Origin of the sequence: Delftia sp. PE138, assembly GCF_018320755.1 — a bacterium.
In the GTDB taxonomy this organism is placed as follows: Bacteria; Pseudomonadota; Gammaproteobacteria; order Burkholderiales; family Burkholderiaceae_C; genus Comamonas; species Comamonas tsuruhatensis.
The window spans coordinates 1-12,556 of the sequence record NZ_JABEPN010000008.1; the positions used below are offsets into that span (position 1 = coordinate 1).

Below are 12,556 nucleotides of genomic sequence, written 5' to 3' on the forward strand. Positions count from 1 at the left end.
GGCGCCCCCGCAAAAGACCATCGAAGTTGCATGCCGACAAGGGCTATGACTACAAGCGTTGCCGTGCGCACTTGAGACAACGGGGCATCGCCAGCCGCATTGCCAGGCGAGGCGTTGAGAGTAGCGAGCGACTGGGCAAGCATCGCTGGGTGGTGGAGCGGACCCATGGATGGTTTGCAGGCTTTGGCAAGTTGCGAATCCGCTTTGAAAGACGACTGGATATCCACGAAGCGCTGCTAAAACTGGCAGCGGCGATCATCTGTGCACGCTTCGTGGATCGGTGGTGTTAGCCAGTCTTAATATCGAGTAGTGGATGGCCGTACAGAAAGCTCGGCGCCACCCGGTCAGAATTCCTATCAGGCCGAGAATGCTCGTGATCAGGGAAAAACTTCAGCTCGCGGTGATGAGGTGCCGAGTCTGCCTTGTAAGCAGGCTTCTTCTGATTCGGTTCAAACAGCAGATAGCAATAGTCTGTAAAGGAGTTGATTCTGAGCAGCCATCGCCAGCCGCTGACGAGCGGCATACTTAATTCCCACCCGCGACTCCCCTTCTTCGCGTCACCCACTTCCGCGCCAAGACCCAAAGCGGAAAACCTGTGCACTAGGCCAACTAGATCATCCGGAATCGACGGCAGCATGGTCAGGTCAGGGAGTTCAACTGACTGTTGAAGCAACTCGACAACGAATTGAAAGATCGTTGGATGAGCTTTGGCATCAGCAAGGTGATCGGGGCACATCGGGAGGTGGATCAACAAAGGAGCCTGAATCTCGCCCATGGTCGTCGCCGCATAGCAAGAAGCCTGTGATCCGCAGACGACACATCCTTCTCCGCGCGACAGAACTACAGCGCGGCCGACCGTTGTGTTCGCCAATCGCCCATTCACGAACTCAGCTGGCAAGTCCGTCGCACGGGTCTTTTGATCATTCCATGCTTGGTGCACAGCCTTAGCTGTCGCACAGTCAAGCAAGTCATACAGGACACCTTCATTAGCGAGAGTGACCCATTCGTGACCATCTGCCAGTTCCAAAGAACTCAAAGCCCATGACGGCTCTGGTCTGAACCGAAACGTGCGGAGGAATCCGCACTCAAGCGATTGTTCGAACAACAACACTTCCTGCCCCGTGTCTCTGACTCGGTACCGCCTAGCCGCAACCGCTATCAGCTCCCGCCAGAAGTGCTCCTTCTTCGTGCACAACTCCAAGACATGTGGCAGTCGCTTCGGGATCTCATCGAAATTTCGGAATGAATATACCGATACTATCGCATCAATAATCCGTCCTGTGACGTCATGGTCTGCGAGAGCATTTAGCGAATAATCGACGTTGACCAGCGGGAAATTAATAGCAGACTGCATTTGATGCATTGGAGTCAAACTTCACGAGTGTAAGCGAATCAACCCGGATTATCTTGTCTGAATCGAACCGGGAATCCCTGAGGCCCTAACTCAAGGGGGACGGCCGCCTTCCGGCATCGAATGCAGAAAGCTAGAGAACTGGAGCCGCTGCGCAGCAAACACCTGCAGCCGAGGCACGCACGCAAACAGCGGGTCGTTCCACGCCAGCCACGGCTCCGTTTTTTCCCGTCAAGGTCACCGACCAATGATGCCCCTGCACTCCTCATCGCTGGCATTCCCTTCACAGTCCAGCCTCAGGATATCGAATTCGACGTGATCGATTTCTGGAACTTTCCCAAAATCGACGAGGAATCCGTGAACCAGCACCTGTCCACGGCCTGCATCGATAACCCTCCCCGTGCCGCTGTACGTGTAATGTCCGGTCCTGATCAGTCTGTCGCGCCCCAGCTTTTCTCGCTCGTCCTGCGGCCAATCGAAGCCATACGGTGATTGGAGCAGCCGGACGTCCAATGCAATGAGACGATTGCGAACCCTCTGTCCGGCGCGCAAGGTGCAGGGGTGGCAGAACACGGTGACGGCCGCCTGGTCGCTGGCCAGCGTAACGGACGCAGCTTCGTCGCCCGGCTCATCGACATGCAAGACCAGAAGATCTGGAAAGACCGTGCCTGTCATGGCTTCGCGGCGGTGCTGGCCGCCTTCGCCTTTTCTGCTGGCAGTTGCAGCCCGTCTGCCAGCGCCGCACCCAGCGCGTCAATGACCGCCCGCACGCCCGGCACGTTGCGGCGGTCGCGGTGATAGGCCAGGTACACCGGGCAGGACGGCAGCGGTGCGTCCACCTCCAGCCGCGCCAGGCCGGGCACGGCATGGGCCATGGCGTCGGGCAGCAGGCAGATGCCCTGGCCTTGCTCCGTGGCCTCCTGGCGGGCCAGGTCGGAGCCGGATCGAAAGACGAACCGGGTGGCGCCCCGGCTGGCCAGCCACAGGTTGGAGGCGTCCTGCCGGCCGGTGGCCAGGTCCTGTCCCACGAAATCGTGGCTGGCGAAGTCCTGCACGCGCAGGTGGCGACCCGGCAGGCGCTGCTCGACATCGCCGTGAGAGGCGCACAGGACAAACGTCAGTTGCCCCGCCCATTTCTCCGACACCACGGCCGAACTGGAGTGTCCGCCCCTGAAAGAACACCAACGGGCTGCTGCTCCGAAACCTGCCCAAGGGCACTGATCCGAGCGTGCGCAGCCAGGACGCCGCCGATGCCAACGCCAGCAGCCCCACGGCAGACCTCTTGCCATCCATGCCGTCAACACCCCGCTGGCCGTCTTCTCGCACATGCCGGCAATGGCCCAGCAAGCCCCTGCTCTTTCTCAGTGACCAGCGCGCCGCGCCCCGGCCCTGAGAGCGCCAAAACTAAAATGCCGCCATGACTGCACCCTCGGCTTCCCCCCATTCCTTCGACAAACTTGCGCTTTCGCCTGCGACGCTCGCCAATCTTGAGCGGCTCGGCTACCTTGAAATGACGGCGATTCAGCTCGCCAGCCTGCCCCCTGCGCTTGAAGGCAAGGATGTGATCGCCCAGGCGAAGACCGGCAGCGGCAAGACCGCAGCCTTTGCCCTGGCGCTGCTGGCCAAGCTGGATACGCGCAATTTCTCGGTGCAAGGCCTGGTGCTCTGCCCCACCCGCGAGCTGGCCGATCAGGTGACGACCGAGATTCGCCGCCTGGCGCGTGCGGAAGACAACGTCAAGGTGGTGACCCTGTCCGGTGGCGTTCCGCTGCGCGGCCAGAACGCGAGCCTTGAGAACGGCGCGCACGTGATCGTGGGCACGCCCGGCCGTGTGATCGATCACCTGGACCGGGGCAATCTGAACCTTGATTCGCTGAACACCTTGGTGCTTGACGAAGCAGATCGCATGCTCGACATGGGTTTCGTCGATGACATCGCCAAGGTCGCCAAGCAGTGCCCCCCGCAGCGCCAGACCTTGCTGTTCTCCGCAACCTACCCTGAAGGCATCGCCAAGCTGGCCGCGCGCTTCATGCGTGACCCGGTCACGGTCAAGGTCGCCGCGCAGCACAGCGGCGAGCAGATCGAGCAGCGCTGGTACGAGGTGGACAAGGAAGAGCGGCTGCCTGCGGTGGCTCGCCTGCTGGAGCACTTCCGGCCCGAGAGCACGCTGGCCTTCTGCAATACCAAGGCGCGCTGCCGGGCCCTTGCCGAGCTGCTGCAGGCCCAGGGCTACAGCGCGCTGGAGCTGCACGGCGATCTGGAGCAGCGTGACCGTGACCAGGTGCTGGTGCGCTTCGTGAACGGCAGTTGCTCCGTGCTGGTCGCCACCGATGTGGCGGCTCGCGGGCTGGATGTGACCAACCTGGGCGCCGTCATCAACGTGGACATCACGCCCGACCCTGAAGTGCACGTGCACCGCATCGGCCGCACAGGCCGCGCCGGCCAGAAAGGCCTGGCCCTGAGTCTTGCGACGATGGACGAAATGGGCGCGGTCGGAAACATCGAGCAGATGCAGGGCAGCCCATCCGTCTGGTACCCGCTGGACGAGCTGACGCCGACTCCCGGTGGCCGGCTCCTGCCATCCAAGGCCACCATCCACATCAATGCCAGCCGCAAGGACAAGATCCGCCCGGGCGATGTGCTGGGCGCGCTCACCGCAGACCTGGGCTACACCCGCGAGCAAGTGGGCAAGATCGACATCAACGAGTTCGCAACCTATGTGGCCGTGGACCGCAAGATTGCGCATGACGTGGTTGCCCGGCTCAATAGCGGGAAGATCAAGGGGCGAACGGTGAAGGCGCGCTTGCTCAAGGATTGAGCGGTTGCAGGCGCCGAGGCACGAACGACCACAACGGGTCGTTTCGCGCCAGCCACTGCCCATTCTTGTTTCGTTGGGATCGACGGCCAACGATGGTCCTGGCTGCTCACCGGGTCCGTCGGCCGCGCCCTCGCCTTGAAAGGTCTGGAAAGACCGGGCCTGTCATGACTGCGCGGCAGGGTTGGCCACTTCGGCTTTTTCTGCGGGCGGCTGCAGCCCTTCGGCCAGCGCCGCGCCCAGCGCGTCAATGACCGCCCGCACGCCCGGCACGTTGCGGCGGTCGCGGTGATAGGCCAGGTACACCGGGCAGGACGGCAGCGGCGCATCCACCTCCAGCCGTGCCAGGCCGGGCACGGCATGGGCCATGGCGTCGGGCAGCAGGCAGATGCCCTGGCCTTGCTCCGTGGCCTCCTGGCGGGCCAGGTCGGAGGCGGATCGAAAGACGAACCGGGTGGCGCCCCGGCTGGCCAGCCACAGGTTGGAGGCGTCCTGCCGGCCGGTGGCCAGGTCCTGTCCCACGAAGTCGTGGCCGGCGAAGTCCTGCACGCGCAGGCGGCGACCCGGCAGGCGCTGCTCGACATAGCCGTGCGAGGCGTACAGGCCAAACGTCAGTTGCCCCGCCCATTTCTCCACCACCACGGCCGAGCTGGAGCGCCCGACCCGGAGCGCGACGTCCACTTCGCGCCGCCCGACATCCGTGAAGCGCGACTCCACGGCCACTTCGATATGCAGCCCGGGGTGCGCGCTTCTCAACTGCGAGAGCACGGCGGTCACCGGCTTCACGAAGCCTTCGCCCATGCTGACGCGGATGGTGCCGGTCAGCGCATGGGCCTTCTCAGCGGGCCGGTCGTCGCGCTTGATGCCGCCCAGTCCCAGCTCGAATTGCTCGGCCAGCTCCACCAGTTCCATCGCATCGGGCTCGACCGTCGTCCCTGCGCTGCTGCGGTGTACCAGGGCGCGGCCCAGGGATTGCTCCAGCGCTTCGATGCGCCGCGCGACGGTGGAGGTGGACAGGCCCAGGGCAGCGCCTGCGGCCAGCAGGCTTTGGTGGCGGTGAAGCGCCAGGAGCACGCGCAGGTCATCCCAGGTGGTGGGCGGTTGGTTTTTCATGAATGCAAATCAGCTTACCAGCGCTGCCCATTCCCAGGCGGGCCCCCTGTCGCAATACTCGAGTGCATGAAAACCCCTTTTGATTTCTCCCAGAAAACCGTCCTGGTGACCGGCGCCTCCATGGGCATCGGCGAAGTATTTGCCAGGGAGCTTGCCCGCCGTGGCGCCAAAGTCGTGCTGATCGCGCGCAGCCGCGACAGGCTCGAGAAGCTCGCCCGCGAATTGCCCGGCGCCGAGTTCCTGGTGGAGGACCTGGCCGCACCCGGGGCGGCCCGGCGGGTCTTCGATACCGTCAGCGCCAAGGGCCTGCTGCCGGATCTGCTGGTGAACAACGCCGGCTTCGGCACCCACGGCAGGTTTGATGAACTGGCGCTGGCCATGCAGCGGGAGGCCATCGATCTGAATGTGGGCGCCCTGGTGGAGCTGACGCACCTGTTGCTCCCCGCGCTGGAGCAGCGCCAGGGCGGCGTCATCAACATCGCCTCCACGGCAGCGTTTCAGCCGGTCCCGTACATGGCTGTCTACGCGGCGACCAAGGCCTTCGTCCTTTCGTTCAGCGAAGCGCTCTGGGCCGAGTACCGGCCGCGCGGCGTGCGCGTGCTGGCGTTGTGCCCGGGCGCTACCGACACGGCGTTCTTCGCCCGCGCCGGCGAGGCCGCATCCTTCGGGAAAAAAGCATCCAGCGAAGACGTGGTTCGCCTGGGGCTGAAAGCCTTCGACGACAACCGCGCCTCGGTGGTGCACGGCTGCGCCAACTACCTGACGGCCCTGGGCGGGCGCATTGTCACGCGCGAGTTCATGGCCCGGTTCACGGCGCGCGTGATGAGGCCTGCCGCGCAGCCGGCTTGAAGACGACTGGCAAGAGACAGCGATAGAAAAAAACCTGTCCCCTTCCCAACCCTAGCCCAGCACGAGCCTTGCTAGCCTTGGCACATGCTGATCTCCGAACTCGCCCGGCTCACGGGCGTCTCCATCCACGCGCTGCGGCACTACGAGCGCGCGGGCCTGCTCAAGCCCCGGCGCCTGCCCAATGGCTACCGCGACTATCCGCGCTCGGCCCGGCGCGAGGTGGTGTTCATCGCCATGTCCCGCGCGCTGGGGTTCGGGCTGCCGCGCATTGCCGAGAACCTGCGCGCCTGGCGTGCGGGGCGCATAGGCCCCGGTGACCTGGCCGATGCCGTGCAGCAGCGCGTACAGGAGATAGACGAACAGATCGCTGCGCTGCAGGCCCAGCGCGCCCAGGCCCTGGACCATGTGCAGTGGCTGCGCGCCCGCCAGGCCGAGCGGGATCTGGCGCAGACGGCACCGGCCCCATCCAACGCACCCGACAAACCCGCCGCGCCCTGGCCGCGCGTGCGCCGTGCCGCTTCACCCACCACGAAGGAGACAGGCCATGACTGAGCCGACCACGCACCCCACCCCATCCACCCAGGCGCTGCAGAACACCGTGCTGGCCATGCCCATGGCGCGCACCCTGGGCCTGCGCTTCGTGCGTGCTGAGCCCGGAGCCACCGAGCTGGAGATGCCCATTGCCGATGCCCTGTGCTTTCAGCCGGGCCAGTTGCAGGCCACGGCGGTCTTTGCGCTGGGCGACTTTGCGGCGGTGTCGGCCGCAGGTTCACTGCTGCCTGCCGGCTGGGCCAATGCCACGGTGGACGGCAGCGTGAAGCTCTTCGCCCCCGCACGCGGCACCCACCTGCGGGCGCGCGGCCGCGTGGTGGATGCCGGCCGCGTGCTCAGCATCTGCGCAGCCGACCTGTTCGCGGTGGCAGAGGATGGTCATGAAACGCATTGCGCGACCTGGCTGGGCACGGCGCGCAATCTGGAGCCCAGGCCCGTGCGGGCCTGAGAACGTTCCCCCGCCTCCCCACCCCGTATGTCAGCGCCTGCATCGTGGCGGTTGCGGGGTTGCCGAAGGACAGATCACCTCGCCAAGGGCCACCACTGCTACAGGCTCTGCTTCAAGCCAATCTTCTCTTCGGATAGGGAATCTCGCCTGTTGCGGATAAGCAGGACCAACAGCGCACAGGACAGGAGAGAAGAAAATGAGAAAACATAATTGATCATGGAATAACTGGAGCCATGAAATCCCAATGACATCGGGGCAAAAAACACCAATGCGTAAACAACCCAAAAAATGATTCTTGACGACCAATAAAGGCCTAGCCCGCCAGAAATTGCTGCCGCATAGAAAAACCCCACATCCGTAATTCCTTTGCACACCAAGGAAATTAACCCCTCCCCGACAATTTGATAACCATTGGCCTTCGATATTTCATAGAACAGCATGAATACAATCAATGCAACAGCCGGAATAATGGCACAATAAATCATCAATGAAGAAGAATCTTTGATGAACTGAAATTGCACTGCCCATCTTCCACGATTTTTTGATATCTCCATCGCCAGAAGAGCACAGACCCCCATGGCAGGCAGTTCTGCCAACAGCAATATGGCAGAAGCTTGGGATTGAATTGCAGAATACATTGCACCCAGCCCTGCAACAGACATTGACAATATATAGAGCAGATATTTTCCAAAGAAAGAATTGGCATAACCAGGAATCAAAACGGAAAATATTCTTCTGCCAGGAAATCCACGAAAATTGAATGAAAAACCGAATTGACAGTATTTCCGCATCAAAGCATATGCGGCAATGGAAAAAATGATGTCACTGAACAGATAGGCAAGAGCGACCGAGTCATCACTCATCCACTCATTCCTCCCAAGCAGCACCAGCACAACAACCACACAGGCTGCATGGAAAAAAACCTGCCACATTCTGAATTTTGCAACGATGGCAGTATGTGATCTTGACTCAAGAACGCAGCTACATACATTGATAACTCCGAAGAATGGAATACACAGAATTATCAACCTTGCCTGGGATATGGCTCCATTTAATAGTTCTTCTGGCAAACCTGATATCAGGGTTCTCGAGATAACAGGAAGCCAATACACCAGAATAAAACAAACCCCGGTGTACAAGAGGACCAACCAGAACAGCAAACTGATGAGTGAGTCTGACTGCTCCTTATCTTTGCTGGCAGCGATTTCCGAAAAGAAGATGGCACCAATACTCGCCGGCAATACAAAGAAAAGTGATGCAAAGGAAAGGGCTATGCTGAATTGGGCAACGAGAGTAGGGCTATAAAAACTAATGGCAAAAATGGTGATCATGGAGGCAAGCGGTGGGGCGGAGCGCCCAACTGCGAGGTCAAATACCCGCTTTGCATCACCAGGCCTCATACCTATCCCTCCTCCGCAGAATCAAAACCCATGATATATGACCCGAATTCTTTGAAATGAAGATCCTGGGTTACGTTGAAGCTGCCATTCATTATTCATTGCCCGCCATCCCTGTCACTGCGGAATATGGACAAACATATCTGCGCAATCCTTGAGATACACTGGATGCAACAATAGAAAATCTCTTGAGCCGATATAAAAATCAATCATTCAATGCGAAAATGCATGGCGCAATCGGACTGGTCTGAAAAGCGTGATGCGGGCATGCGCTGCCCCAGCATCTGAATGAGATCTCGCAGTCTGCCGACCCTGTCTTTACATCGGCGACCTGTATGCACGCCACTGCGCTGTAGCGGTTGCAGCATTGCAGTCCTGCCGAAGGACAGGACTGCTCCCTTGTCTGACGCGGGTCCCAAACAGACCCGGCCAGTCAACTCACCCCCGCAGCTTCGCCCGTCGCGCCTTCACCGCCGCAGCCAGCTGCTGCAGCACAGGCACGGTCTGTTCCAGGCTGATGCAGGCATCGGTCACGGACACGCCATGCGCCAGCGGCTGGCCGTCCACGATGTCCTGCCGCCCTTCCTGCAGGTGGCTTTCGATCATCAGCCCCGTGATGCGGGCATCGCCACCGGCGATCTGCTGGGCCACGTCGGCCGCCACGTCGATCTGGCGGCGGTGCTGCTTGCCGCTGTTGGCGTGGGAGACATCGATCATGACCTGCGGGCGCAGGCCCGCACCTTCCAGCAGGGCGCAGGCGGCCTGCACATGCTCGGCGCCGTAGTTGGGCTGCTTGCCGCCGCGCAGGATGACGTGGCAGTCGCCATTGCCGCGGGTCTCGAAGATGGCGGACTGGCCCATCTTGGTCATGCCCATGAAGGCGTGGGGCGCGCTGGCCGCCTGGATGGCATCGCTGGCCACCTTGACGCCGCCGTCCGTGCCGTTCTTGAAGCCCACGGGGCAGGACAGGCCGCTGGCCAGCTGGCGGTGGCTCTGGCTTTCCGTGGTGCGCGCGCCGATGGCGCCCCAGCTGACCAGGTCGCTGATGAATTGCGGCGACAGCAGGTCCAGGAATTCCGTGCCCACGGGCAGGCCCAGGGCCAGCACGTCCAGCAGCAGGGCGCGGGCCATTTCCAGGCCTTCGTTGATGGCGAAGCTGCCGTCCAGGTGCGGGTCGTTGATGTAGCCCTTCCAGCCCACGGTGGTGCGGGGCTTCTCGAAGTAGACGCGCATGACCACGAGCAGCTCGCCGGCCAGGGCGTCGGCCTGGGCCTTGAGCTGGCGCGCATAGTCCATGGCCTGGTCGTGGTCGTGGATGGAGCAGGGTCCGACGACGACGATGAGCCGGTCGTCCCGGCCCTGCAGCACGTCCGAGATGGCGGCGCGGCTGGTTTCCACCAGTTGCTGCGCGGCTTCGGGCGCGGGCAGCCATTCCTGCAGCAGGGCCGGGGTGATCAGGGGGCGCACGGCCTTGATGCGCAGGTCGTCGATGCGGGTGGTGTCGTGCGTGCTCAGGGGCACGGCACTGCGTTGTACGTGGGTGGGGGTGGTCATGGCGCTATTGTCGCGCCTTGAGGTTTCCCGACCGGGGCGGGGCAAGTGGCTTGCTCGCCCCTTGGCATCGACTTACTGAGCCGCCGCTGCAGGTGCCGGTGCCGGTGCTGGGGCCGCTGCCGGTGCAGGCGCCGTCTCTTGCGCAGCCGGCACAGCGGCCGGTGCCGCGCCGTACTGCCAGCCGGCGGGCAGCAGGCCATCGACCCAGTGCAGGCGCCAGGCCATCAGTGCCAGCAAGGCCACCACGGCCAGCGCCACCAGGATGTTGCGCAGGCCGTTGCCTTCCGCATAGGGATCGCCCGCCGTGCGCCGCGCGCCCACCGGCACCTTGGCGGTCTGCGACAGGCTGCGGCCCAGCGGCAGGTTGATGCGCATGCGGCCGTTGATGGCCCAGCCGCTGGCGTCCAGGATGGGCCCCAGGCTGCGCTGGCGCAGCTTGAGCCAGGCAATCATCATGCTGGGCCCTGAGATGGCCGCGATGAGGCCGACCAGGGCCACGGGAATCCAGGGCCCCAGGTCGATGAACTTGCCAAAGATGCCCACCAGCACGGCGCTGATGGAGCCCAGGGCCACGCCCAGGGCGGCCACGGTGCCCACATCGGTCTTGCGCGGGGCGGCCGCAGCCGTGGCGGCTGTGGCGTTGGCCGCAGCGGTGCCGGGCGCCGTGACCAGCTGGCCGGCCTGCGTGCCCAGGCTGGCGGTCACGCCATCTTCCTTGGCCGAGGCGCGCTTGGCCACCTGTTCCTCCACCATGCGCAGGAATTTCTTGTAGGGCAGGAAGAAGGCCTGGCCGATGCTGGTGGGGTTCTCGATGAGCTTGACGATGGTGGCGTCCCAGTCGTTGCCCGCGCGGTCATAGAACACGCCGTTGCGGCCCACGAAGAGAAAGTCCACATCGCCCGCAGTGAAGGCCGCGACGATGGCTTTCTTCTTGCCCTCGCGCCTGAGCTCGCAGTAGGCCAGGCAGGTCTTGGCGCGGCCGGCCAGCGCGGCATGGGCAGCCGTGTCGCTCACTTCCACGGTCAGGTCGCAGCTGCGCGCATCCAGGTAGAGCGTGCCGGCCTGGAAGGCCGCGCCCTCGCGCCGGTAAAAGAGGCTGAACGAGACGAAGTTGTTGAGCAGCGCCAGCAGGTCGCGCTGCAGGCGGATCAATTTTTCCAGCGCTACGGCCTGCAGGCTGTGTTCCTTTTCGGACTCGTCCTGGGCGATGAGGTCCAGCAGCGCGGCTTCCTGGCCGCCGTCCAGCAGCGCCTGCACCTCCTGTTGAGACAGGGCATCGAGCGGCGTGGCGGGCCGGGCCGCCAGCCATTGGCGGCAGGGCTGCAGGGCGGCCTTGACCTGCTCCCACTGCGCGGCGGTGATCTCCTGCAGGTCTTCGCCCAGCACGGGCTGCACGGCCTGCTCGCGCAGCGCCTGCAGCGCGCCGGCCCATGCGGGGTTGACCCCCTGCGTCAGCGGCAGCGCGCGATCGGCCGCCACGGCGGCCAGGGGCAGCGCGGCAATGGCTTGGGCGCCGCTGTCCAGCACTTCGCGGCCCAGGGCGGCATAGCCCTCCACGGAGGGGTTGAGCGGGTCCTGCGCGCGCGTGTCGAAGGCGGCCAGGCGTGTGCGTGCGAAGAAGTCGTCCACCTTGGCCTGGACCGCGTCCACGGCGCGGGCGGCGGCCAGGGCCTGGTCGCGCTCGGCAATGCCGCAGCCCAGGGCCTCGGCGCCCGCATGCCAGTCGCGCAGTGCGCGCAGGTCCGCATAGAAAGCCTCTGCCTGCTGGCGCGCGATGCCGGCCACGCCGTCGGCGCCGGCAGCGGTGCCGTAGGCCTTGCCAATGCGTTCGATCAGCTCGGCCAGTGCCTTGTCGCCCTCGGCCGTGGCGGGGCTGACGATGCCATCGCCATTGAAGCGCATGGCCGCCAGGGAGGCCAGGCGCTCGCGCACCTGGGCCAGGCTCAGCGCGGAGCCGCCGGCCTGGCCGGACAGGGCCAGCATGCGCTCGGCCTCGGCATGCAGCAGGGCGCCCTGCTCGCTGTCGCGCTCCAGGCTGGACAGTTGCAGCACGTCGCCGCCATCGGCCAGCACCTGCGGGTCGCGCACGCGCGCCACGGCCCATTGGCAGGCGGCGATCAGCTCGGGCGGGCGGATGCGGCCGTCCTTGTCTTCGTCGATCAGGTCCAGCGTGTCGCTGTCGAACTCGATGCCGCGCGTGGGGCAGGCCAGGGCCACCCACAGCTTCTGGTCCAGCTCGCCGATGTGCGCAATGTCCTGCCCGGTGCGGATGACCACCTGGTCCACTCCACCGGCGCGAAAAAACTCCCAAGCATGTTGCTGCTGCATGAAATACCCAACGGCCGCTCTGGCCAACGTTCGAAAAACGGAAAAAGGGCCGCAGTTTAAAAGTCATTCGGCCTGTCCAATTGAAGACATTTGTCAACGACGGGCGTCAGTGCAGGCTGTCAGGGCTATTGCTTTGTGCAAAAATAAAA

12 protein-coding genes are annotated in these 12,556 nt (G+C 63.6%); 5 read left to right on the forward strand and 7 right to left on the reverse strand.

Annotation, left to right across the window (positions count from 1 at the left end):
* Positions 1–290: transposase (locus tag HFGMBDPB_RS23025; RefSeq protein WP_160854899.1), on the forward strand; the 290-nt coding region annotated here is incomplete at its 5' end.
* On the opposite strand, the gene HFGMBDPB_RS23030 is transcribed toward HFGMBDPB_RS23025, so the two are convergent.
* The 3 genes from HFGMBDPB_RS23030 to HFGMBDPB_RS23040 form a co-directional block, all read right to left on the reverse strand.
* The gene (locus HFGMBDPB_RS23030) at positions 287–1,363 is read right to left on the reverse strand and encodes a hypothetical protein (protein WP_212646348.1); all 1,077 of its coding nucleotides are present in this window, start codon (positions 1,361–1,363) and stop codon (positions 287–289) included. The genes HFGMBDPB_RS23025 and HFGMBDPB_RS23030 overlap by 4 nt on opposite strands.
* Positions 1,364–1,588: 225 nt before the next feature.
* Complete coding sequence (locus tag HFGMBDPB_RS23035) at positions 1,589–2,026, reverse strand: hypothetical protein (RefSeq protein ID WP_212646349.1); 438 nt, start codon at positions 2,024–2,026, stop codon at positions 1,589–1,591.
* Positions 2,023–2,679, reverse strand: coding sequence for a LysR family transcriptional regulator substrate-binding protein (locus HFGMBDPB_RS23040; protein WP_349305393.1), 657 nt, complete (start codon positions 2,677–2,679; stop codon positions 2,023–2,025). Before HFGMBDPB_RS23040 ends, HFGMBDPB_RS23035 begins: the two co-directional genes overlap by 4 nt.
* Positions 2,680–2,768: 89 nt before the next feature.
* Between HFGMBDPB_RS23040 and dbpA the strand changes: the two genes are divergently transcribed.
* Complete coding sequence (dbpA, locus tag HFGMBDPB_RS23045; RefSeq protein WP_016454517.1) at positions 2,769–4,169, forward strand: ATP-dependent RNA helicase DbpA; 1,401 nt, start codon at positions 2,769–2,771, stop codon at positions 4,167–4,169.
* 162 nt (positions 4,170–4,331) lie between these two features.
* Here the strand turns inward: dbpA and HFGMBDPB_RS23050 are convergent, their stop codons facing one another.
* Positions 4,332–5,279: a LysR family transcriptional regulator gene (locus HFGMBDPB_RS23050; RefSeq protein WP_212646350.1), complete on the reverse strand. Its 948-nt coding sequence runs from the start codon at positions 5,277–5,279 to the stop codon at positions 4,332–4,334.
* A 66-nt stretch (positions 5,280–5,345) separates the two neighbouring features.
* On the opposite strand from HFGMBDPB_RS23050, the gene HFGMBDPB_RS23055 reads away from it, so the two are divergent.
* From HFGMBDPB_RS23055 to HFGMBDPB_RS23065, 3 genes are all read left to right on the forward strand, one after another.
* Positions 5,346–6,128, forward strand: coding sequence for an SDR family NAD(P)-dependent oxidoreductase (locus tag HFGMBDPB_RS23055; protein ID WP_212646351.1), 783 nt, complete (start codon positions 5,346–5,348; stop codon positions 6,126–6,128).
* Positions 6,129–6,212: 84 nt separating this feature from the next.
* The gene (locus HFGMBDPB_RS23060) at positions 6,213–6,680 is read left to right on the forward strand and encodes a MerR family DNA-binding transcriptional regulator (protein WP_016454514.1); all 468 of its coding nucleotides are present in this window, start codon (positions 6,213–6,215) and stop codon (positions 6,678–6,680) included.
* Entirely contained in the window at positions 6,673–7,128 is a 456-nt protein-coding gene (locus HFGMBDPB_RS23065) for a PaaI family thioesterase (RefSeq protein ID WP_043792532.1), read from the forward strand. The genes HFGMBDPB_RS23060 and HFGMBDPB_RS23065 overlap by 8 nt, the downstream gene beginning before the upstream one ends.
* 98 nt (positions 7,129–7,226) lie before the next feature.
* Here the strand turns inward: HFGMBDPB_RS23065 and HFGMBDPB_RS23070 are convergent, their stop codons facing one another.
* From HFGMBDPB_RS23070 to HFGMBDPB_RS23080, 3 genes are all read right to left on the reverse strand, one after another.
* On the reverse strand, positions 7,227–8,459 hold the full coding sequence (locus HFGMBDPB_RS23070) for an MATE family efflux transporter (RefSeq protein ID WP_249343646.1): 1,233 nt from the start codon (positions 8,457–8,459) through the stop codon (positions 7,227–7,229).
* A gap of 504 nt (positions 8,460–8,963) precedes the next feature.
* Positions 8,964–10,079, reverse strand: a complete 1,116-nt coding sequence (locus HFGMBDPB_RS23075) for a 3-deoxy-7-phosphoheptulonate synthase (protein ID WP_212646353.1) — start codon at positions 10,077–10,079, stop codon at positions 8,964–8,966.
* A gap of 72 nt (positions 10,080–10,151) precedes the next feature.
* Positions 10,152–12,407: a hypothetical protein gene (locus tag HFGMBDPB_RS23080; RefSeq protein WP_212646354.1), complete on the reverse strand. Its 2,256-nt coding sequence runs from the start codon at positions 12,405–12,407 to the stop codon at positions 10,152–10,154.
* Positions 12,408–12,556: the final 149 nt, after the last annotated feature.

What these genes read in the sequence shown, in the direction of transcription:
- HFGMBDPB_RS23050 (WP_212646350.1), bottom strand. Translation starts at nt 5,279, where the DNA reads ATGAAAAACCAACCGCCCACCACCTGGGATGACCTGCGCGTGCTCCTG.
- HFGMBDPB_RS23070 (WP_249343646.1), bottom strand. Translation starts at nt 8,459, where the DNA reads ATGATCACCATTTTTGCCATTAGTTTTTATAGCCCTACTCTCGTTGCC.
- HFGMBDPB_RS23030 (WP_212646348.1), bottom strand. Translation starts at nt 1,363, where the DNA reads ATGCATCAAATGCAGTCTGCTATTAATTTCCCGCTGGTCAACGTCGAT.
- HFGMBDPB_RS23065 (WP_043792532.1), top strand. Translation starts at nt 6,673, where the DNA reads ATGACTGAGCCGACCACGCACCCCACCCCATCCACCCAGGCGCTGCAG.
- HFGMBDPB_RS23080 (WP_212646354.1), bottom strand. Translation starts at nt 12,407, where the DNA reads ATGCAGCAGCAACATGCTTGGGAGTTTTTTCGCGCCGGTGGAGTGGAC.
- HFGMBDPB_RS23035 (WP_212646349.1), bottom strand. Translation starts at nt 2,026, where the DNA reads ATGACAGGCACGGTCTTTCCAGATCTTCTGGTCTTGCATGTCGATGAG.
- HFGMBDPB_RS23060 (WP_016454514.1), top strand. Translation starts at nt 6,213, where the DNA reads ATGCTGATCTCCGAACTCGCCCGGCTCACGGGCGTCTCCATCCACGCG.
- dbpA (WP_016454517.1), top strand. Translation starts at nt 2,769, where the DNA reads ATGACTGCACCCTCGGCTTCCCCCCATTCCTTCGACAAACTTGCGCTT.
- HFGMBDPB_RS23075 (WP_212646353.1), bottom strand. Translation starts at nt 10,079, where the DNA reads ATGACCACCCCCACCCACGTACAACGCAGTGCCGTGCCCCTGAGCACG.
- HFGMBDPB_RS23040 (WP_349305393.1), bottom strand. Translation starts at nt 2,679, where the DNA reads ATGTGCGAGAAGACGGCCAGCGGGGTGTTGACGGCATGGATGGCAAGA.
- HFGMBDPB_RS23055 (WP_212646351.1), top strand. Translation starts at nt 5,346, where the DNA reads ATGAAAACCCCTTTTGATTTCTCCCAGAAAACCGTCCTGGTGACCGGC.